This window comes from Hymenobacter daeguensis, from assembly GCF_054780555.1.
This window is the reverse complement of record NZ_BAAGWC010000009.1, coordinates 153,179-172,481: the sequence shown is the minus strand read 5'-3', so window position 1 is coordinate 172,481 and position 19,303 is coordinate 153,179. Positions and strand designations below refer to the sequence as shown.

At 61.7% G+C, this 19,303-nt stretch carries 20 protein-coding genes; 13 read left to right on the top strand and 7 right to left on the bottom strand.

The window, feature by feature from the left end; genetic code table 11:
• The first annotated feature begins 138 nt into the window (after positions 1 to 138).
• From ACYVHT_RS12375 to ACYVHT_RS12345, 7 genes are all read left to right on the top strand, one after another.
• Positions 139 to 2,085, top strand: coding sequence for a capsule assembly Wzi family protein (locus tag ACYVHT_RS12375; protein ID WP_460551947.1), 1,947 nt, complete (start codon positions 139 to 141; stop codon positions 2,083 to 2,085).
• Positions 2,086 to 2,088: 3 nt separating this feature from the next.
• Complete coding sequence (locus tag ACYVHT_RS12370; protein ID WP_460551944.1) at positions 2,089 to 2,439, top strand: hypothetical protein; 351 nt, start codon at positions 2,089 to 2,091, stop codon at positions 2,437 to 2,439.
• A gap of 20 nt (positions 2,440 to 2,459) precedes the next feature.
• A complete protein-coding gene (locus ACYVHT_RS12365; protein ID WP_460551941.1) occupies positions 2,460 to 4,304 on the top strand; it encodes an ABC transporter ATP-binding protein in 1,845 nt (614 codons plus the stop codon).
• Between the two features lie 81 nt (positions 4,305 to 4,385).
• Complete coding sequence (locus ACYVHT_RS12360; protein ID WP_460551938.1) at positions 4,386 to 4,847, top strand: hypothetical protein; 462 nt, start codon at positions 4,386 to 4,388, stop codon at positions 4,845 to 4,847.
• 141 nt (positions 4,848 to 4,988) lie between these two features.
• Positions 4,989 to 5,579, top strand: coding sequence for a D-sedoheptulose 7-phosphate isomerase (lpcA, locus tag ACYVHT_RS12355; protein WP_460551935.1), 591 nt, complete (start codon positions 4,989 to 4,991; stop codon positions 5,577 to 5,579).
• A 144-nt stretch (positions 5,580 to 5,723) separates the two neighbouring features.
• Complete coding sequence (locus ACYVHT_RS12350; protein WP_460551932.1) at positions 5,724 to 7,259, top strand: YifB family Mg chelatase-like AAA ATPase; 1,536 nt, start codon at positions 5,724 to 5,726, stop codon at positions 7,257 to 7,259.
• A 6-nt stretch (positions 7,260 to 7,265) separates the two neighbouring features.
• A complete protein-coding gene (locus ACYVHT_RS12345) occupies positions 7,266 to 8,300 on the top strand; it encodes a dihydroorotate dehydrogenase (RefSeq protein ID WP_460551929.1) in 1,035 nt (344 codons plus the stop codon).
• On the opposite strand, the gene ACYVHT_RS12340 is transcribed toward ACYVHT_RS12345, so the two are convergent.
• Both ACYVHT_RS12340 and ACYVHT_RS12335 read right to left on the bottom strand, forming a co-directional pair.
• Positions 8,242 to 8,928, bottom strand: coding sequence for a DUF2306 domain-containing protein (locus tag ACYVHT_RS12340; RefSeq protein WP_460551926.1), 687 nt, complete (start codon positions 8,926 to 8,928; stop codon positions 8,242 to 8,244). The genes ACYVHT_RS12345 and ACYVHT_RS12340 overlap by 59 nt on opposite strands.
• Positions 8,929 to 9,051: 123 nt before the next feature.
• Entirely contained in the window at positions 9,052 to 10,176 is a 1,125-nt protein-coding gene (locus ACYVHT_RS12335) for an acyloxyacyl hydrolase (protein WP_460551923.1), read from the bottom strand.
• Between the two features lie 186 nt (positions 10,177 to 10,362).
• On the opposite strand from ACYVHT_RS12335, the gene ACYVHT_RS12330 reads away from it, so the two are divergent.
• From ACYVHT_RS12330 to ACYVHT_RS12305, 6 genes are all read left to right on the top strand, one after another.
• A complete protein-coding gene (locus ACYVHT_RS12330; RefSeq protein ID WP_460551920.1) occupies positions 10,363 to 10,989 on the top strand; it encodes a porin family protein in 627 nt (208 codons plus the stop codon).
• Positions 10,990 to 11,143: 154 nt separating this feature from the next.
• On the top strand, positions 11,144 to 11,734 hold the full coding sequence (locus tag ACYVHT_RS12325) for a porin family protein (RefSeq protein ID WP_460551918.1): 591 nt from the start codon (positions 11,144 to 11,146) through the stop codon (positions 11,732 to 11,734).
• Between the two features lie 253 nt (positions 11,735 to 11,987).
• On the top strand, positions 11,988 to 12,635 hold the full coding sequence (locus tag ACYVHT_RS12320; protein WP_460551915.1) for a porin family protein: 648 nt from the start codon (positions 11,988 to 11,990) through the stop codon (positions 12,633 to 12,635).
• 159 nt (positions 12,636 to 12,794) lie between these two features.
• Positions 12,795 to 13,379: an outer membrane beta-barrel protein gene (locus ACYVHT_RS12315; RefSeq protein WP_460551912.1), complete on the top strand. Its 585-nt coding sequence runs from the start codon at positions 12,795 to 12,797 to the stop codon at positions 13,377 to 13,379.
• Between the two features lie 142 nt (positions 13,380 to 13,521).
• Entirely contained in the window at positions 13,522 to 14,157 is a 636-nt protein-coding gene (locus ACYVHT_RS12310) for a porin family protein (RefSeq protein ID WP_460551909.1), read from the top strand.
• Positions 14,158 to 14,268: 111 nt separating this feature from the next.
• Positions 14,269 to 14,931, top strand: a complete 663-nt coding sequence (locus tag ACYVHT_RS12305) for a porin family protein (protein ID WP_460551906.1) — start codon at positions 14,269 to 14,271, stop codon at positions 14,929 to 14,931.
• 66 nt (positions 14,932 to 14,997) lie between these two features.
• On the opposite strand, the gene ACYVHT_RS12300 is transcribed toward ACYVHT_RS12305, so the two are convergent.
• The 5 genes from ACYVHT_RS12300 to ACYVHT_RS12280 all read right to left on the bottom strand — a co-directional run bounded on the left by ACYVHT_RS12300 (position 14,998) and on the right by ACYVHT_RS12280 (position 19,261).
• Positions 14,998 to 16,365, bottom strand: coding sequence for a M20 family dipeptidase (locus ACYVHT_RS12300; RefSeq protein ID WP_460551904.1), 1,368 nt, complete (start codon positions 16,363 to 16,365; stop codon positions 14,998 to 15,000).
• 95 nt (positions 16,366 to 16,460) lie between these two features.
• On the bottom strand, positions 16,461 to 16,997 hold the full coding sequence (locus ACYVHT_RS12295) for a pyridoxamine 5'-phosphate oxidase family protein (protein ID WP_460551901.1): 537 nt from the start codon (positions 16,995 to 16,997) through the stop codon (positions 16,461 to 16,463).
• A 54-nt stretch (positions 16,998 to 17,051) separates the two neighbouring features.
• A complete protein-coding gene (locus tag ACYVHT_RS12290) occupies positions 17,052 to 17,627 on the bottom strand; it encodes a hypothetical protein (RefSeq protein WP_460551898.1) in 576 nt (191 codons plus the stop codon).
• Positions 17,628 to 17,647: 20 nt separating this feature from the next.
• A complete protein-coding gene (locus tag ACYVHT_RS12285) occupies positions 17,648 to 18,241 on the bottom strand; it encodes a hypothetical protein (RefSeq protein WP_460551896.1) in 594 nt (197 codons plus the stop codon).
• Between the two features lie 87 nt (positions 18,242 to 18,328).
• On the bottom strand, positions 18,329 to 19,261 hold the full coding sequence (locus ACYVHT_RS12280) for an energy transducer TonB (protein WP_460551893.1): 933 nt from the start codon (positions 19,259 to 19,261) through the stop codon (positions 18,329 to 18,331).
• Positions 19,262 to 19,303: the final 42 nt, after the last annotated feature.

Sequence of the window (19,303 nt, the reverse complement as noted above, 5' to 3'; positions counted from 1 at the left end):
CCGCCAACGGCCTGCTGCGTAGGTTTGTTAAGAAATTGCGGGCATCCTGCGGCCTGAGGCGCGTCCCGCTTTCATTTTTTAGGAGAATTATTGGTTTCTATGCATAAAGCTTCGTCTCTGTCTGCTATTATAACCCTGATGGCCAGTGCGGTTTCTGCCCAGACGGCCCCGGCCGCCGCTCCTCCCGCTGCGCCGGAAAAATCGCCGTGGCTGATTTTCGACCAGCCCCTGGACAGTACCTCCGACAGGCGCAGCCAGCGGGCCGTGCGTGAAAAAACGGTGCGTCGTGCGGCGGCGACGCCTAGCGCCCGCCCATATCGGGCGGCCACCAGCCGCAACGGATTCGAGGCCACGCAGGGCACGAACTACGTGCCGCTCGACCCGGATATCTACCGGCTGATTGACCGCTACGCCATCAAATTCGGCTCCGACTCGCTGCGCGACCCGCACACCAGCGTGCGGCCCTACACCCGCGCCGGCGTGGCTCACTTAGGCGAGCGGATGCTGTCGCCGGACAGCGCGACGACGCGGAGCGGCAGCCTCTCGCGGGCCGACCGCTTCAACGCCCAATACTTGCTGAAAGACAACTGGGCCAACTCCGACCAGGGCGCCGACCTGAACCAGAGCGCCCGGCCGTTTCTGACTTACTTCTACCGCGACCAGACCGACCTCTACCACGTCGATACCAAGGACTTCACGCTGCGCGTGAACCCGGTGCTCCTGCTCGCGGGCGGCAAAGACAACAAGAACACCGACGGCCTGCGCTACGTGAACACCCGCGGCGTGCAGATTGAAGGGACCATCGACCAGCGGCTGGGCTTCTACGCCTTTCTGGCCGACAACCAGGAGGGTGTGCCGCAGTACGTGCGCAACCGCGTGGAGCGCGACACCATTGTGCCGCACGAGGGCTATTTCAAGCCGTTTAAGGCGGCTACGATTGGCCAGGGCAGCCAGTATGACTTCTTTTCGGCGCGGGGCTACGTGACGTATGCGGCCACCAAGCACATCAACGTGCAGCTGGGCCACGACCGGAATTTCATCGGCAACGGCTACCGCTCGCTGATTTTGTCGGACTACAGCGCGCCGTACTTTTTCCTGAAGCTGAACACCCGCGTCTGGAAATTCAACTACCAGAACCTGTTTGCCGAGCTGGCCGCCCAGAAGCGCAACGCCGACCAGGTATATCCCAAGAAGTACCTGGCCCTGCACCACCTGAGCCTGGACGTGACCAATAATTTTAACATTGGCGTGTTTGAATCGGTGGTGGCGGGCTCGGCCAGCAACCGCTTCGAGCTGCAGTACCTGAACCCGATTATCTTCTACCGGGCCATCGAGCAGAACGTGGGCTCGCCCGACAACGCCATGCTGGGCCTGGACTTTAAGTGGAACCTGCTGCACACGGCGCAGCTCTACGGGCAGGTGGTGCTGGACGAGTTTAAGCTGAGCGAAATCCGCGCCCGCAATGGCTGGTGGAGCAACAAGCAGGCCGTGCAATTGGGCGCGAAGTACATTGACGTGGCCGGCATTCGCAACCTGGATTTGCAGCTGGAATTCAACTACATCCGGCCCTACACCTACCAGCACGAAAGCTACTACACCGCCTATACCAACTACCAGCAGCCCCTCGCCCACCCCATGGGCGCCAACCTGACGGAGGTGCTGGGCGTGCTCAGCTACCAGCCGCTGCCCCGCCTGAACCTGGTGGCCAAGGCGTTCTACACCGAGCAGGGCTTGGACTACGGCTACGATGCGGCCGGCAACGTGCTCACCACCGGCCCCATCAGCCTGAGTGCGCCGGGCTCGCCCATCGTACCCGGCACCATTGCCAACTACGGCGGCAACCCGCTCACGCCCTACAACTCGCACCCGATGGACTACGGCAACCGCACCGGCCAGGGCAACAAAAGCCGCCTGCTCCACGCCGATTTCACGGCCACCTACCAGCCCCGCCTCAACCTGTTTCTGGATGCCAAGCTCATTGCCCGGCACCAGACCTACTCGCTCACGCCCGCGCTGGATGGCAACGAGGTGTACGCTTCGCTGGCCCTGCGCTGGAACATCGCCCAGCGCCTCCACGAGTTTTAGGTCATGCCCGCAACCACCTTTCTATACCGCCCCGTCAACCAGCAGGAGCTGGACCTGATTGCGGCCAGCAACTGGCGCCGCTTTCCGCCGCGCCTGCCCGAGCAGCCCATCTTCTACCCGGTGCTGAACGAGGAATACGCCATCCAAATAAGCCGCGACTGGAACGTGCCCTACTATGGCGTGGGCTACGTGGTGCGGTTTGCGGTGGATGCTGAATACCTCGCGCAGTTTCCTGTGCAGAACGTGGGCGACCCGCTGCACAACGAGCTGTGGGTTCCGGCCGAGCAACTGGCTGAATTTAATGAGCACATCGACGGGCCGATTGAAGTAACTGCAGCGGTTCGGCGTCCTTAACAGGCACCTCTTGTTTGCCCATGAAGACTTATTTAAGAATCCTACAGTACGCCCGGCCGCTGGCGGCTTTTTTGCCGCAGTACCTGCTGTACACGATGCTCACCATCTTTTTCAGCATCGGCAACTTCACGCTCATTATTCCGCTGCTGAGCGTGCTGTTCGACAAGACGGACAAGGTGCCGATGCGTGCGCCCGACCACCTGCCGGCTTTCAAGCCCACCATTCAGTGGGTGACCGATACGTTCAACTTTTTCTTCGCCGATGTGCTCACGGCCCACGGCAAGATGGGCGCGCTGGCCTTCGTGTGCGGCGTGGTGGTGGTGTCGGTGCTGCTGAGCAACGTGTTTCGCTACCTGAGTTTGCGGCTGCTGGCCAAGGTGCGGGCCCGCGTGATTCGCAACCTGCGGCGCGACTTGTACCACCGCATCATCGGGCTGCAGCTGAGCTTTTTCTCGGGCGAGCGGAAGGGCGATTTGATGTCGCGCTTCACGGCCGACGTGCAGGAAGTGGAAACCTCGGTGGTGAACACCTTCACGGCCGTTATCAAGGAGCCACTCACCATCATTGCCTATTTCCTGGTGCTGTTTCACATGTCGGTGCCGCTCACGCTGTTTACGCTGGTGCTGCTGCCCATTTCGGGTGGCATCATTGCCACCATTGCCAAGCGGCTGCGCACCCAGGCCAAACAAAGCCAGAAAACGCTCGGCACCATGCTGTCGGTGATTGACGAGACGCTGGGCGGCATTCGGGTGGTAAAGGCGTTTAATGCCCAGGAGTACATCAAGGGCAAGTTTGAGGAGCAGAACGACCAGTACGCCCGCACCTCGCGCAACATCGACAACACCCGGGATTTGGCCTCGCCGTTTTCGGAGTTTGCCGGCGTTTCGGTGGTGGCCGGGCTGCTGTATTTCGGCGGCACGCTGATTCTGGGCGGGCAGTCGGCGCTCGATGGCGAGACGTTTATCGGCTACGTGATTCTGTTTTCGCAGGTGCTCACGCCGGCCAAGGCGCTGTCGTCGTCGTTCGGCAACATCCAGCGCGGGCTGGTGGCCGGCGAGCGGGTGCTGAGCATCATCGACACCGAGCCGGCCATCCGCGACCGGCCCGATGCCCAGGTGCTGCCGCCTTTCGAGCGCGAGATTGAGTTCCACGACCTGAGCTTCAGCTACGGCGACACTCCGGTGCTTTTCGACATCAACCTGACCATCAAAAAAGGCCAGACCGTGGCGCTGGTGGGCGGCAGCGGCGGCGGCAAAAGCACGCTGGCCGACCTCCTCCCCCGCTTCTACGACCCCAGCCAGGGCCAGATTCTCATCGACGGCCACGACCTGCGCGCCTGTTCCCTGCACTCGGTGCGCGACCAGATGGGCATCGTGACGCAGGAAAGCATTCTGTTCAACGACACCATTTTCAACAACATCCGCTTCAACACCGAGGCCACCGAGGCCGAAGTCATCGAAGCCGCCCGCATTGCCAATGCCCACGACTTCATCGTGGCCAGCCCCGAGGGTTACCAGACCGTCATCGGCGACCGGGGCGGGCGGCTCTCCGGCGGGCAGCGGCAGCGCCTGAGCATTGCGCGCGCCATCCTGCGCAACCCGCCCATTCTGATTCTGGACGAAGCCACCTCCGCCCTCGATACCGAGAGCGAGAAGCTGGTGCAGGAAGCTCTGCAGCGCCTGATGCAGAACCGCACCTCGCTCGTCATCGCCCACCGCCTGAGCACGGTGCAGCACGCCGATGAAATCGTGGTATTGCAGCACGGCCGCATTGTGGAGCGCGGCACCCACGACGAGCTGATTCGGCGCGAAGGCGGCGTGTACCAGCGCCTCAGCTCGATGCAAACCAATGCCGCGCTGGTGTAGCAAGCAGGCACAAAATATTCTTTCTGCGAAAGGCAGCGTATAAGAAAACCTATCTTTCGCCCTCAAACCAGCCTTACCGCCATGCTCGCCCTCAAACGCATTGTTACCGTCGCCGTCATGATTTACCTCCTGCTGGCGCTGCTATTTATTCTAGCGCCGGCCGTGCGTTCGTCCCTTATGGGCATGGGCTCGGGCTTGTCGGTGATTGAGCAGGAGCGGCAGTTTTTCTACGTCATGTTCGTCATTGGGGCGGTTATCCTGACGCTGCACCTGGTTACCGAAAACCTCGACAGCGTAATGCTCCGCCGCTCGGTGAGCCAGCACGAGAATAAAATCAACGAGCTGAAAGCCAAGCTCTACGACACCCAGCAGCGTACCGCTGCTCCGGCAGCATTGCCCACCAGCCGCACCGTCGATGGCCGCGTACCCGTAGCCCCCGCTTCGGAGCACCGCACCCCCGACCACCTGCCCCAGCCCACCTTCCCCCAGAGCGACCCCAGCCTGAGCAACACCCCGCCGGCCGACCGGCCGCCGCTGGCCTAGCACTTGTCATCCTGAGCGCAGCGAAGGACCTTGTCACGAGTGAATGATTCGCAGTAGCTCAATCGTGGCAAACGTGAGAAGGTCCTTCACTGCGCTCAGGATGACAGCCGATTTTTAATTCGAATACCGACTACCACAGAAGTGCCTGACGATTCCCTCCCCACCCTCATCCACGCCGAGCTGACCGAAGCCCGCGCCGTGCTCGACCGCTTTCTGGCCGACCCGGCCCACATTGCCAGCATCGCCGCCGCCGCCGAGCTCATCGCCGCCAGCCTGCAGGCCGGCGGCAAAGTCCTGACCTGCGGCAACGGCGGCAGCCTCTGCGACGCCCAGCATTTCGCCGAAGAGCTCAGCGGGCGCTACCGCCAGAACCGCCGCGCCCTGGCCGCCATCGCCCTCACCGAAGCCTCGCACATGACCTGCGTGGCCAATGACTTCGGCTTCGAGTTCGTGTTTAGCCGCTTCGTGGAGTCCCTCGGCCGGCCCGGCGATGTGCTGCTGGCCATCAGCACCAGCGGCAACTCGCCCAACATCATCCGCGCCGCCGAAGCCGCGAAGGAGCTGGGGATGAAAGTTGTGTCGCTTACGGGCAAAGACGGCGGGCAACTGGCCGGCCTGAGCGACGTGGAAATCCGCGCGCCGCACTCCGGCTACGCCGATAGGATTCAGGAAATCCACATCAAGGCCATTCACATCATGATACTGCTGATTGAGAAGCTGGTGATTGGCTAAAATATTGCCGATGAGAAAAGCCCCGGCGGGACAGCACTTGCTGTCCCGCCGGGGCTTTTCTGCTTACTTAAGGCCTTCCGCTTCCTAGCTTTACGGTTGCGTTTCTGCTTTTCTATATTCTCTGCTTTCACACCGCTACCACTCATGCTTACCAAAACCTTCGGCTCGGCCGTGCAGGGCGTCAATGCCTACACCATCATCATCGAAGTGGTGGTTTCGGCGGGCACGGGGTTCAACGTGGTGGGCTTGCCGGACAATGCCATCAAGGAAAGCCAGCAGCGCATAGAGGCGGCGCTGAAATTCCGCGGGTATCGCATGCCGCGCACCAAAACGGTGGTGAACATGGCTCCGGCCGACATTCGCAAGGAAGGCGCGGCCTACGATTTGCCCATCGCGCTGGGCATTCTGCACGCCTCGCAGCAGCTGAATACGGAGCGCCTGCCGGAGTACATCATCATGGGCGAAATGGCGCTGGATGGCGAGCTGCGACCCATTCGGGGCGTGCTGCCCATTGCTATTCAGGCGCGCAAGGAGGGCTTTAAGGGCATCATCCTACCCAAACAAAATGCCGAGGAAGCGGCCATCGTCAACAACCTCGACGTGATTGCCGTGAGCAGCATGCAGGAGGCCATCGATTTCTTCGAAGGCCGGCTGGAAATCACGCCCACGGTGGTTGACACTCGCGAGCTGTTTCAGCACGCCGTCAATAAATACACGGCCGACTTTGCCGACGTGCAAGGCCAGGAAAACATCAAGCGGGCGCTGGAAATTGCGGCGGCCGGCGGCCACAACGTAATTATGATTGGGCCGCCCGGCGCGGGCAAAACCATGCTGGCCAAGCGCCTGCCCAGCATCCTGCCGCCGCTGAGCATGCTGGAAGCGCTCGAAACCACCAAAATCCACTCGGTGGCCGGCAAGCTGGCGGGCGGCGGCCTGCTGAGCACGCGGCCGTTCCGCAGCCCGCACCACACCATTTCGGATGTGGCGCTGGTGGGCGGCGGCGGCAATCCGCAGCCCGGCGAAATCTCGCTGGCGCACAACGGCGTGCTGTTTCTGGACGAGCTGCCGGAGTTCAAGCGCACGGTGCTGGAGGTGATGCGCCAGCCGCTGGAGGAGCGCCGCGTCACGATTTCGCGGGCCAAAGTCAGCATTGAGTTTCCGGCCAATTTCATGCTCATCGCGAGCATGAATCCGTGTCCGTGTGGGTATTACAACCACCCCGAGAAGGAGTGCGTGTGCGGTCCGGGCGTGGTACAGAAGTACTTAAACAAAGTTTCGGGGCCGCTGCTCGACCGGATTGACCTGCATGTGGAGGTGACGCCGGTTACGTTTGACCAGATGACGGAAACGCGCAAGGCCGAAACCAGCGCCGACATTCAGCCCCGCGTGGACAAGGCGCGCGCCGTGCAGGAAACGCGCTTCAAGGACTACGCCGACATCCATTCCAACGCCATGATGCCGCCGCAGATGGTGAAGGACATTTGCGCCATCAACGAGGAGGGCCGCACGCTGCTGAAGACGGCCATGGAGCGCCTCGGCCTGAGCGCCCGCGCCTACGACCGCATTCTGAAAGTGGCCCGCACCATTGCCGACCTGGCCGGCACCGACGAGATTCAGATTCAACACCTGGCCGAGGCCATTCAATACCGCAGCCTCGACCGCGAAGGTTGGGCCGGATAACCGCCTATGTATAACGCGCTTGCCAAACCTCTTCTCTTCAAGCTCGACGCCGAGCGCGCCCACTACTTCGTATTCGACAACCTGCGCCGCATGGCCCGGCTGCCGGGCACCAAGGCCCTGCTGCGCAGCCTCTACGACTACCAGCACCCCAGCCTGGCACGCGAGGTGTTCGGGCTGAAATTCCCCAATCCGGTGGGGCTGGCGGCGGGGCTGGACAAGAATGCCGTGCTCACCGACGAGTTGGCCACGATGGGCTTCGGCTTCGTGGAAATCGGGACGGTGACGCCCCGGCCGCAGCCCGGCAACCCGCAGCCGCGCCTGTTCCGCCTGCCGCAGGACGAGGCGCTGATAAACCGCATGGGCTTCAACAACGAGGGGGCGGCCGTGGTAGCGGCGCGCCTGGCCCGGCGCCACAACCGCCAGCTCATCATCGGCGGCAACATTGGCAAGAACAAGGACACGCCCAACGAGCGCGCTGCCGAAGACTACGTGGCCGGCTTCGAGGCGCTGGCCGACGTGGTGGACTACTTCGTGGTGAACGTGAGCTCGCCCAACACGCCCGGCCTGCGTGAGCTGCAGGAGAAGAAGCCGCTGATTGACCTACTCCAGCAGGTGCAGCAGCGCAACCAGGCCCGCGCTACCCCGCGCCCGCTGCTGCTCAAAATCGCGCCCGACCTGACGGACTCGCAGCTCGACGACATTCTCGAAATTGCCCGCGAAACCAGGCTAAGCGGCCTGGTGGCTACCAACACCACCATCAGCCGCGACAAGCTCCGCACCGATTCCGGCTACGTGGCCAGCCTCGGCGCGGGCGGGCTCAGCGGCAAGCCGCTGCGGGCGCGCGCCACCGAAGTCATTCGCTACCTGCACCAAAAGTCCGATGGCGGGCTGCCGATTATTGGCGCGGGGGGCATCCATTCGGCGGCCGATGCGCAGGAAAAGCTGGCGGCCGGGGCCACGCTCATTCAGCTCTACACCGGCTTTATTTACGAAGGGCCGGCGCTGGTGAGCCGGATAAACCGGAGCTTGGTGCCAGCGTAATGCGCTGCCCCCGCACCCGCCGGTGCCACCACATAATGAGCGGCACCCCCAGCGCCGTGGGCCAAAGGAAATTGTAGGGAAATGGAATGAAGTGCAGGCTGGTGACCGAAAAGGCCGACACCGCCGCGATATACGAGGCCAGAAACCCCGAAATATGGTTCAGCAGCCACTGGTTTTTGGTCCAGTGGCCGGCATTGGCGTAGCCGCGCAGCTGGCGGGCAGCAGTGGCCGCGCCCAGGCCGCCGAACACGCCCACCGGGATGTTGCGGGTTGCGAAGGCGTAGATTACGGTTCCCAGAAACACCAGCAGCCCCACACCCGCCACCGTCCAGTCGAAAGCCTCCACGCGGGCATCCCAGGCCAGCTTTTTCAGGAAAAGCGAGCGGTAGCCGAAACCGGCCATGTAGAGGCTGAACACGGCCGTGAGCAGCAGAAACGTGCTGTGGATGTGCTGCGAGCCCACAAGGGCCGTGGTGCCGGCCACCACCATCGCCCAGAAAAACACCAGCCCCCAGCGCCGGTGTGCTACTCCCCCCTTGCGCACGGCCAACGCCACGGGCGCCACAAAAAATCCGGTGAAGCCCGCCGCAATGTGCAGGTAGCGGTTGAGGGTGAAGAAGGTTTCCATGGCTGACACGCGGCATTAATTGAACCACTGCCGAAAGATGGAAACCACCCGCCGCCAACGCAACGGCAGGTTGCCGAAGCAGCAGATTGCGCCCCCGAAACGTCGGTTTGCCCCGATGCGGCGCTACAGCTTCGCCCCGACTTTAAACTCAATCACGTCGGCCGCGCCCCGGTGAATTTTCAGGTCGATAGCCCCGAAAACCACGTTGGTGAAGTGGTACTTCAGGCCCAGCCGCTCGTAGTAGGGCGTGCTCGATTTGTAGGGCGCGTACACGTAGAACCCCAGGTGCGAGTCGAACGCCAGCCGGCCAAACAGCAGTTCGTGGCCGATGAATACGCCCGCTTTTTTCACGTCGGGCTGCTTCAGGCCGGCGCGGGTGGTGTCTTCCAGCGTGGCCTTCAGGCTGCGGTCGTCGAAGCCTTCCACGCCCAGCAGCAGGTTCGATTTGCGGTTCATGCGCCGGCCCACGGCCAGCGTCACCGAGTTCACGAGGTATTTTTTCTTGTCGCCTTCGGTGCGCTGCTTGTAGCCCAGGCTGGTGCTCACGTTGAAAAACGTGCGGCCAATGTCCTCGGGCAGCGGAGCCGGGTTGTGGTAAGTGGGCGCCGGGCGCTGCTCGTGGTAGTTCAGGCCCAGCACCAGCGAGGGCAGGTTCACGCCAAAGTTGGGCTTGGTGGTGGCCCCGTTGGAATAGTGGTTCAGCCCAATGCCGGCCAGCAGGCCCAGGTGCGGCGTGAGGGCGTAGTCGTACTCAAACCGCATTTGCAGCGTGGCGTTCAGGGCCGAGCTGGCAATGGTGTTTTTGTGGTTGGTTTCCTGGTTATAGGGGTTGGTGAGGTAGGCCAGGCCCGCGCCCAGCCGGAAGCTGAAATCGTGCTTCGGCCCGCGCGAAAACGTCTTGCTGATGTAGGGGCTGGCCGCGAAAGCGTAGCCCAGAATCGGATTATGAAAATCGTAGTACGTGAGCGCCAGCCCCACTTTTGGGTATTTGTACCACTCGTGCCACGGGGCCGCGCCGGTCGTCTGCCGCTGGAAGTTGACCTCAAAGCCCGTGGGATGCGAATCAACCAGGTGCCGGATGGCATAGGTGTGGGCCATGATGATGCTGCCCTGCGCATAAGCCCCAATCACGAGCGGGGCGCGGGGCGCGCCCGCCGCCGCCTCGTCCGATTGGGCCGTGGCCCGCTGGGCCGTGAGGCCACCCAGCAACGTTAGCACCAATACCCGACGAGCGAAAAAACCCTTCATACACATTTGTTGGACCAACGTCAAAAATAAGCCCCAGCGGCCTCATTGCTGGATTATGAAGGAATTATGAGCAAAAAAATAGTTGGTAAAATGATGAAACCCTGGCCCCGCTCCAGCCGATATAAGCCCATGCTGGAAGGCACTCCACAGATTGTCTTCAGAATTAATTATATCCATTTTCTAATCATGAAAAAAGTAATCCTATCACTTGGTCTGCTGGTTGGCGTGGCGGGTGTTGCAAATGCTCAGACCGGCTTGAAACTGGGCCTCAAAGGGGGCTTCAACGGGGCCACCGTATCGGGCACCGACTCGAAGGGTTCCGAATACAAGGCCGGCTTTGCGGCAGGCGGCGTGCTCAACTATGGCTTCACCGACCACGTTTCGGTACAGGGCGAACTGCTTTACTCGCAAAAAGGCTTCTCCATCGACAACGTAGGCGGCACGAGCTACACGGCCAAATCGACCCTCGGCTACATCGATGTTCCGATTCTGTTCAAATACACCGTCGGCGACGATGGCAAAGGGCTGTTTCTGGAGCTCGGTCCTCAGGGCAGCTTCATCCTGCACCAACGCTCGTTTCTCGAAGACGGTGGCGGCAAGCAGGTGGGCAGCTCCGATACCAGCACGGATGCCTTCAACAAATCGGTTATTGGCTACGTGGGCGGCATCGGCTACCAGCTGACCAGCGGCCTGGGCTTGGGCGTGCGCTACGCCGGCGACGTGTCGCAGGTGTTCAAGGACAATGCCGGGGCGCTCAACGTGCACAATTCGGTGTTCCAGTTCCAGGTGCACTACCTGTTCGGCGGCAACTAAGCTGCGGTTCTAATCAGTCCAAAAGGCCGGTTCTTAAAAGAACCGGCCTTTTTCTTTTTTCCAAGAAAAAATATTCCACAATATAAATTTTTAATAAGCTCATTAAATCTTCATAGCTTTGTGCCGCATTTTTAACTCCTTCTTTTTATTTCAAATGAAGAAATTTATCCTTTCCCTTGGTCTGCTGGTTAGCGTAGCCAGCGCCGCCAATGCCCAGGCTCGCTTCGGCGTGAAAGCCGGCCTGAACCTGGCCAACGTTACGGCCAAAGACATTGAAGGCAACAAAAACCTGCTCGGTGCTGCCGCCGGCATTATGGCCGATGTGAGCTTCAGCGACCTCCTCTCCTTCCACCCCGAACTGCTGTACTCGCAAAAAGGCGTGAAATTTGAAGAAACTGGTGCAACGGGTCAGACCCGCACGAGCTACATCGACCTGCCACTGCTGCTGCGCGTGAAAGCCGACGGCTTGTTTTTTGAGGCCGGCCCCCAGGCTGGTTTTCTGATTGGCCAGAAGAGCGAATCTACCATCAACGGCCTTGGCACGTTCACGAGCACCAGCACCGACGGCACCCGCAAGGTTGACATCGGATACATTGCCGGCATTGGCTACCAGCTGCCGGTAGGGCTGGAGCTGGGCGTGCGCTACAACGGCGGCATCTCCGACCTGAGCGACCCGTCGAGCGACCCCAAAGTGCGCAACTCGGTGTTCCAGTTTCAGCTGGGCTACCTGTTCGGCGGCAAATAAACGGCCCCACGTACGGCCCATTGCCAAGCCCCGACCTCTGCAGAGGTCGGGGCTTTTTTGGTTTTCAGGCGCTGCAGGAAATTGCATTAATTGTGTATTAGGCATATTTTCTTTTGAAATAGTCGGGCTAAAGCCTAAATTTCCATTTGAAAATCACCAAACACACCCAGAGCCGTGCCCGTACACAGCGGCACTCCACGCTTGTCTGTGGTTCGCTGCCGTCCTCACTGCTTGCCCATCTTTCAGCCCTCACATGAAAAAATCCTTACTCAGCCTGGCCGTTGCCGCTCTTGCTGTTTCCAGCGCGCACGCGCAGCTTCACTATCGTAGCGCCTCCTTCGCAGGAGTAAAAGCGGGCGGGTCGGTCGCCTCGTTTGTTGGCGACGACGCCAAAAACCTGCAAAACGTGTATGGCTTCCACGCCGGGCTGTTTGCCAACCTGGCTTTGGGCCGGCCGTTTTCGCTGCAGCCCGAGTTGCTTTATTCCATGAAAGGGGCACAAACGCCCGCCGCTTACATCACCCAATCGACGGTATGGCTGAACTACATTGACGTGCCGGTAGCCTTCCGCGCCACTACCAAAGCCGGCCTTTTTCTGGAAGCCGGCCCCCAGATAAGTTTCCTGATTAATGCCAAGAGCGACGCTTCGGGCGAGAAAGTGAGCGTGAAGAGCGACTACAAGCCCGTTGATGTCGGGTTCGTGCTCGGGGCCGGCTACCAGCCTCTCAAGGGCGGCCTGGGCATTGGCGGACGCTACACCGCCGGCTTCGAAACCGCGCTGAAGGATGCCACCGACAGCCGCGTGCTTACGCCCGACCTGCGCAATAGCGCGTTTCAGGTGTACCTCACCTACTCGCGGCCTACCATGCACAAAAAAACCAGCAAGAAGAAGGAGAAATAGTTTCTTCTGCCGCCCCCAACGCCAAACCGCCCGGTCGCTCTCAGGAGAGGCCGGGCGGTTTGGCGTTGGAGGCAATCACAACCCGGGCCGCCACGCGGCAGTATAACGCCGATGTAATGCTTTTGCACTAATAATCAATAACTTATTCATCAAAACTTCATGAAATCTTTCCTTCTATTACCTGTGCTGCTGGCTGCCGGGGCTGGCGTGGCCCACGCCCAGAAGCCTGCCAGCACCGTGGGCATTGCCGTAGCCTACGGCCGCGACCGCATTCTGAGCAACAACCAGTACACTTCGGTGAGCCACTCGGCGTATCAGGCGGGCCTCACGGCCGATGCTTACGTGAGCAGTTCGTTCTCCTTTCACCCGGAGGTGCTTTACACGATGCGGTATTTCGATACCAGCAACGATGCCGACCTGAACCGCGACATCACCAGCATTGATGTGCCGCTGCTGGCCCGCTACCATGCCGGCGGGCTGTACCTGGAAGCCGGGCCGGAAGTGGATGTGCCCCTGAAGGCCGTGAACGAGGCCGGCGACAACGTGAAAAGCGAGGTCAACAGCGTTGCGCTCAACTACGTGGCGGGCGTGGGCTACCGCTTCGGCCGCGGCCCGTCGCTGGGCGTGCGCTACGACGGCGGGGCCTCCAACGTCTTCAAAAGCAATTCGGCCACGGTGCTGGGCACGGGCAAGTTTAAGTCGAGCGCGGTATTTGTGGTGCTGGGGTATTCGTTTGGCGGCTAGGCTCAAAGGAGCGCTACCTTGCTTGAAAAGCCTGGTTTCCGGCCTGGAAACCGGGCTTTTTTTGCTTCGGCACCAGCCGGCGGGCAGCCGGGCAACGCAGGCGCGGGCATAACTTTACCGCTTCACTAAACCGGAACATGTTATGCACAAGACCCTTCTTACCCTTGCGCTGGTAGCCGGCCTGGCCGGCACGGCCACGGCCCAGCGCAGCATTCGGGCCCGCAGCCAGGCTTCGAATGGCGTTTCTCTGGGGCTGAAAGCCGGGGTGTCGCAGTCGGATTTGGTTGGGATGGATGCGGCGGCCTACCAGGCCATTTACGGCTTCCATGCCGGGGTTTTTGCCAATCTCTCGCTCAGCAAGCTGTTCGCCTTCCAGCCCGAGCTGCTGTACTCGCAAAAGGGCGCGAAAGTGGCCGTCGGCACGGGCGACTACGCCACGCGGCGCTTTCACTACGTGGACATTCCGCTGGCGTTCCACGTCAACACCAACGGCTTTTTTCTTGAGGCCGGGCCGCAAGTCGGGGTGCTGGCGGCGGTGCAGGACAAGTACGGCAGCGCCTCGACCACCGTGGACCGCAGCAACTTCAAAACCGCGACCATTGGCTACCTGGCCGGCCTGGGCTACCAGCGCAAGGCCGGTCTGGGCTTCGGGCTGCGGTACAACGGGGAGTTTTCCAACGTGGCCCAGCCGGTATCCGTGGGGGCCGTCACCTTCGAGCCCCGGGCCCGCCACAGCGTGTTTCAGCTGTACCTCACCTATTCCTTCAACGAGAAATAGGCGTGCGTGATGCCTTTGAAAAGCCCGGTTTTCGCAGCGAAAGCCGGGCTTTGGCATTTGGTCGGGGCGGCGGCCGGCTGTAGCTTCACGGCAGTTTCTACCCAATTTGCCATGCATAAAAAGCTGATATCCCTGGCGCTGCTGCTGGCGCTGGCCGGGGCTTTGCCCAGCCAGGCGCAAAAGTCGCGCATTGGCCTGAAAGCCGGCCTCAACCTTTCGGGCTTTTCGGGGCCCGATGCCGCGCCGGGGGGCACCCGCCGGCTGGGCCTCTGCGCCGGGCTGGTGATACACCTGCCGGTGAGCCCGGTTTTCTCGGTGCAGCCGGAATTTTTGTATTCTCAAAAAGGGGCCAATTCCCAGCCATTCGCCATCAGCAGCACGGCGGTGGTGGCCGGCAGCCAGCGCCAGCACTATTTTGAAGTGCCGGTGCTGGTGAAGCTGCGCAGCAAAGGCGGTTTTTTTGGCGAGTTTGGGCCCAGCCTGAGCTACCTGCTGAGCGCGAGCGGCACGTTTACCACCCCCACCGGCCAGGCGCTGACCCTCGACAACCGGGGCTCGTTCAATGCCTTTGAGCTGGGCTACGCCGTGGGGGCCGGCTTTCAGGCCACGCAGGGGCTGCTGGTGGGCCTGCGCTACGGCGGCGGCTTCTCGGCGATAGCGCCAACGGGCGCTTACCGGGGCATCAGCGGCGAGCCGCGCATCTACAACCAGAATTTTCAGCTCTACGCCGGGTACATTTTCTTTGGTCGCCCGGAGCCGGAGTTTGCCCAGTAGCCGGCGCAAAAACGCCCCGCTTTCGATTGAAAGCGGGGCGTTTGGCTGCCAGTTGACGCTGCGCGGCTACTTCGCCGCCGCGTAGTTGCGGTAGAAGTGCGGGATGGTTTCGATGCCCTTCAGGAAATTGAACACGCCGAAATGCTCGTTGGGCGAGTGGATGGCGTCGGAATCGAGCCCGAAGCCGAGCAGGACGGTATCGAGGCCGAGCTCCGACTTGAACATGGCCACGATGGGAATGGAGCCGCCGCCGCGCGTGGGCACCGGACGCTTGCCGAAGGTGGTTTCCATGGCATCGGCGGCGGCGCGGTAGGCTACGGAGTCGGTGGGCGTGACGACGGGCTCGCCGCCGTGGTGGGGGCGCACTTCCACCGTCACGCCCTGCGGCGCGATGCTGGCAAAATGCTTCTGGAACAGTTCCGTGATTTCGGCCGAAGTCTGGTGCGGCACGAGGCGCATGGAGATTTTGGCGTGGGCCTGCGAGGCGATGACGGTTTTGGCGCCCTCGCCAATGTAGCCGCCCCAGATGCCGTTCACATCCAGCGTGGGCCGTATGCTGGTGCGCTCCATGCTGCTGAATCCTTTCTCGCCGTAGGAGTCGGGCAGGCCGATGCTCTTCTTAAACTCCTCTTCCGAGAACGGGGCTTTGGCCATTTCGGCGCGCTCGTCGGCGCTCAGCTCGGCCACGTTGTCGTAGAAGCCGGGGATGGTGATGTGGCCGTTTTCGTCGTGCAGGCTGGCAATCATCTCGCACAGGGCGTTGATGGGGTTTTGCACCGCGCCGCCGTAGAGGCCGGAGTGCAGGTCGCGGTTGGGGCCGGTCACGGTCACTTCGTGGTAGCTCAGGCCGCGCAGGCCCACCTCGATGCTGGGCACGTCGTTGGCCAGAATGCCGGTGTCGGAGATGAGGATGACGTCGGCCTTCAGCTTCTCCTTGTTGGCCTTCACGAAGATTTCGAGGTTGTTGGAGCCAATTTCCTCCTCGCCCTCGAACATGAACTTGATGTTGCAGGGCACGCCGCCCTGGCCGTCGCGCATCATCATTTCGAACGCCTTCACGTGCATGTAGACCTGGCCTTTGTCGTCGCAGGCCCCGCGGGCGTAGATTTTCTCGTCCTTAATCACCGGCTCGAAGGGCGGCGAGTTCCACAGCTCGTAGGGGTCGGCGGGCTGCACGTCGTAGTGGCCGTACACGAGCACGGTTTTGGCACCGGGGCCGGCCGCGAGGTATTCGCCGTAGACGATGGGGTTGCCGGCCGTGGGGCAGATTTCCACGTTTTGCACGCCCGCTTCTTCGAGGCGGGTTTTGAGGTAGTCGGCGGCCCTGAGCACGTCGGCGTGGAACTTGGGGTCGGCCGATACGGACGGGATGCGGAGCCAGTCCATCAGCTCATCGAGGAAGCGGGTTTGGTTATCGGCGAGATAAGAGGCCATGCGGAGCAAAGGGTGAGAAGGTTGGGAATGGTGCTGTAAAAGTAGCAGGCCAAACGCTAGCGCCAACCGGCAGCCCGGGGGCCGCTACCGGGACGCTACATATCCGTCGGGAAGCCGTCGATGCTGACTTTGTTGCGTTCCTGCCAGTAGTCGGCCACGGCGGCGGGGCCGCGGCGGGCCATGTTCTGGTTCAGCTCCTCACGCTCGGCCCGGTAGTCGAGAAACGGCACGGCCATGCCGCAGGAAGTCGTAACCAAATCGACATCGACCACGAACAGCTGGCGGGCACCGGGCAAGGCCGGAAACAGCCCAATCAGCTCATTCCATCGGGCATCGCCGGGGTGTAGCGTGGCGGCGCGGCCATACAGCCGCACAATGTTGGGCTTGCCCTCGAAGGCGCAAAACATGAGCGTGATGCGGTTCCGGGCCAGCAGGTGGGCGGCCGTTTCGTTGCCGCTGCCCGTCAGGTTGAGCCAGACAACCTGCTTCGGCCCCAGCACCCGCAGCGTATCCAAGCCCTTGGGCGACACGTTGACGCGGCCATCGGCGGCGGCCGTACCTACGAAAAACAGGTGCTGCCGCTCCATAAACTGTTGCGTGGCAGCGTCAATTTCGGTGAATTGCTTTCCCATAGCGGCAGTGTTGCAAAGACGACTTTTCCGGCCGGTAAAGGTATCACCGACCAGCTAGAGGTGCGAATCCAGCACCAACTCGCGCACCATGGCCTCGCCCAGCTTCCAGGCCTCGGCCCACTCCTTCTCGGGGCTTTCGAAGGTGAGCAGGTAGAGCGTATCGGTTTTGGCGTTGGCCAGGGCCAGCTGGTACACCACGCGGGGCTCGGCTTCGGGCGGGGCATCGCGGTAGCGCACGGTGCGCTTGTAGAAAGGCCCGTCGGCCACCGCCGTTTTTTCCAGCTGCTGCTTGCCGGGGCCGAAGCCGGTACGCATCATCAGCAGTTCGGCGTATTCGGAGGCGGGGCGGCCGGTTTTGGCTTTGGCCTTGCGCACCACCTGCAGCGAGAGGCCGGTCTGGAACTCGTTGTTCTCGCCGATTTCCTCCTGGGTGAGGTAGTAAGTGGGCGCGTTTTTCTCGCCGGCCGCGCGGTAGTGCCAGCCCGCCGGCAGCAGCGCGGCGGCCTTGCTCGCGGGCAGCGGCTGCCAGCTGAAGCCGGCGGGCGGGGTGGCCAGCTTTACGTCGTAGCGCTGCGCGGCGGCGGGCAGCGTGAGGAGCAGCGTAGCAAAAGCGAGGAAGTATCGAAACATGCCGGCTAAGCTAAAGTCCGCTACACATTCGCATCGAGGCGCAGCTGCTTTATCATCTCTTCGCCCAGCTTCCAGGCCTGGGGCCAGTCCTTTTCGGGACTTTCGAAGATGAGCAGGTAGAAGGTATCGGTCGTGGTGTTGGCGATGGCCCATTGCTGAATAATTTTGGGGCCGGCCGCGCCACTGGTGGTGCGGTAGCGCACCCCAAACAGCCGCAATGCGCCCTGCGTTTTGGTTTCCTGGCCCAGCACCTGCTGCCCCGCTCCGTGCCCGGTGCGGGCGCTGAACGCCTGAGCATATGCGCCCGCCGACTGCCTGGATTTGGCCGTCATCTGCCGCACCACGTTTAGCGAGAGACCGGTCTGGAACAGCTTGCCAGGCATAATCTTCTCCCGCGTGAGAAAGTAGGCCTGAGCGTCGCGGCTGGTTTCGGCCTTGTAGTTCCAGGTGTAGGGCAGCAATAGGGCAGCTTTCACTTCCGGCAGCGGCTGCCAGTGAAAGCCAATGGGCTCCTTGGCCTGGGCCTTGATGAGGGCCTGCGTAGCGGGCATCTGGGCGGCAGCCGGGCGAACCAGCAGCAGGCCGCAAGCGGCAAGAATGAAGGGACGAACCATATGACAGGGAATGGTAGCTGCTGCCTTATACGGAGTGGCCCGGCGGTGGTAACCGTTCTCGAGGATGACACTTCCTCCGCTTCGCCTTCACCAGGCTTTGTAAGCCGACAACGGCTTTCTGAATACTATCGAAATGGTGTCGTAAACGGCCACGATTTGGCCATTCTGACGGGCCGGGCCGAACGTGAGCTCCTGCACAGCACGCAGGGCTTCGTCGTCGAAGGCACCACCGCCCATGCCTTGCGTCACCTCGGGGCTATACACCCTCCCATCGATGCCTACCACGTAGCGCAGGCATACGCGCCCGGAAACCTGGTCGGCCCGGGGCAGCTCCGGGTAGCGCACCCGGTGGCGCAGGTTGGCGCGTAGCGAATCGGCACCGCCTGGGAATGTGGGCATTTGGTCGGCGTGGTCGAGTACGCGCGTGGCGTCAGAGCTGTCGGGCGGCGGAGTAACGTCGATAATAGCCTGCTCTTTCGCAGCTTCTTCGGAGCGCCGCCGGGAAGCAAAGGCAAATAAGCCGGCGGCCAGCAGCAGGCTGCTCAATACGATGCCCAGCGCCGTGCTGGGGCGTTTGCGGCGCCACAGCCAAATGGCCAGAACCACAGCAGGCAAAAAGTATAACGCACCAAGCAACAGCAGCCTGGTGGTGCTGGTGGCCAGCGGTTGGTCGGCGCGTAGCAGCAGAATGGAAAACGACTCATATAGCCAGAACAGGTTCGGAAGCAGGCCCAGCAACGCCACCCGAGCCACCAGCCTCCATCGAAACCGAGCAGCGCCACCAGCGGCCACAGCCGTGGGCCAGCTAAGGGGTGGAGCCTTGGCAACCGGGCCCAGTGCGGGAGCAGCAGGGTTTTCCCCTTCCTGCAGCGTCTTGATGAACAAGGCTACCACTTTTAGCACCAGCAGCACGACAACTATGCCCCCCACTACTACCAGCACCAGCACTTTCAGCACGTCCGTCACAATGGTATCGCTCAGGGCATGCGCCGCCAGGGGCAGGCCACAAAGAAGGGCCAATATTCCGCTTGTTGGCTTCAATTTCATGCTGGCACGGAACTG

Coding starts and splice junctions, on each gene's coding strand:
- ACYVHT_RS12375 (WP_460551947.1), top strand. CDS start 139: ATGGCCAGTGCGGTTTCTGCCCAGACGGCCCCGGCCGCCGCTCCTCCC.
- ACYVHT_RS12370 (WP_460551944.1), top strand. CDS start 2,089: ATGCCCGCAACCACCTTTCTATACCGCCCCGTCAACCAGCAGGAGCTG.
- ACYVHT_RS12365 (WP_460551941.1), top strand. CDS start 2,460: ATGAAGACTTATTTAAGAATCCTACAGTACGCCCGGCCGCTGGCGGCT.
- ACYVHT_RS12360 (WP_460551938.1), top strand. CDS start 4,386: ATGCTCGCCCTCAAACGCATTGTTACCGTCGCCGTCATGATTTACCTC.
- ACYVHT_RS12350 (WP_460551932.1), top strand. CDS start 5,724: ATGCTTACCAAAACCTTCGGCTCGGCCGTGCAGGGCGTCAATGCCTAC.
- ACYVHT_RS12345 (WP_460551929.1), top strand. CDS start 7,266: ATGTATAACGCGCTTGCCAAACCTCTTCTCTTCAAGCTCGACGCCGAG.
- ACYVHT_RS12340 (WP_460551926.1), bottom strand. CDS start 8,928: ATGGAAACCTTCTTCACCCTCAACCGCTACCTGCACATTGCGGCGGGC.
- ACYVHT_RS12335 (WP_460551923.1), bottom strand. CDS start 10,176: ATGAAGGGTTTTTTCGCTCGTCGGGTATTGGTGCTAACGTTGCTGGGT.
- ACYVHT_RS12330 (WP_460551920.1), top strand. CDS start 10,363: ATGAAAAAAGTAATCCTATCACTTGGTCTGCTGGTTGGCGTGGCGGGT.
- ACYVHT_RS12325 (WP_460551918.1), top strand. CDS start 11,144: ATGAAGAAATTTATCCTTTCCCTTGGTCTGCTGGTTAGCGTAGCCAGC.
- ACYVHT_RS12320 (WP_460551915.1), top strand. CDS start 11,988: ATGAAAAAATCCTTACTCAGCCTGGCCGTTGCCGCTCTTGCTGTTTCC.
- ACYVHT_RS12315 (WP_460551912.1), top strand. CDS start 12,795: ATGAAATCTTTCCTTCTATTACCTGTGCTGCTGGCTGCCGGGGCTGGC.
- ACYVHT_RS12310 (WP_460551909.1), top strand. CDS start 13,522: ATGCACAAGACCCTTCTTACCCTTGCGCTGGTAGCCGGCCTGGCCGGC.
- ACYVHT_RS12305 (WP_460551906.1), top strand. CDS start 14,269: ATGCATAAAAAGCTGATATCCCTGGCGCTGCTGCTGGCGCTGGCCGGG.
- ACYVHT_RS12300 (WP_460551904.1), bottom strand. CDS start 16,365: ATGGCCTCTTATCTCGCCGATAACCAAACCCGCTTCCTCGATGAGCTG.
- ACYVHT_RS12295 (WP_460551901.1), bottom strand. CDS start 16,997: ATGGGAAAGCAATTCACCGAAATTGACGCTGCCACGCAACAGTTTATG.
- ACYVHT_RS12290 (WP_460551898.1), bottom strand. CDS start 17,627: ATGTTTCGATACTTCCTCGCTTTTGCTACGCTGCTCCTCACGCTGCCC.
- ACYVHT_RS12285 (WP_460551896.1), bottom strand. CDS start 18,241: ATGGTTCGTCCCTTCATTCTTGCCGCTTGCGGCCTGCTGCTGGTTCGC.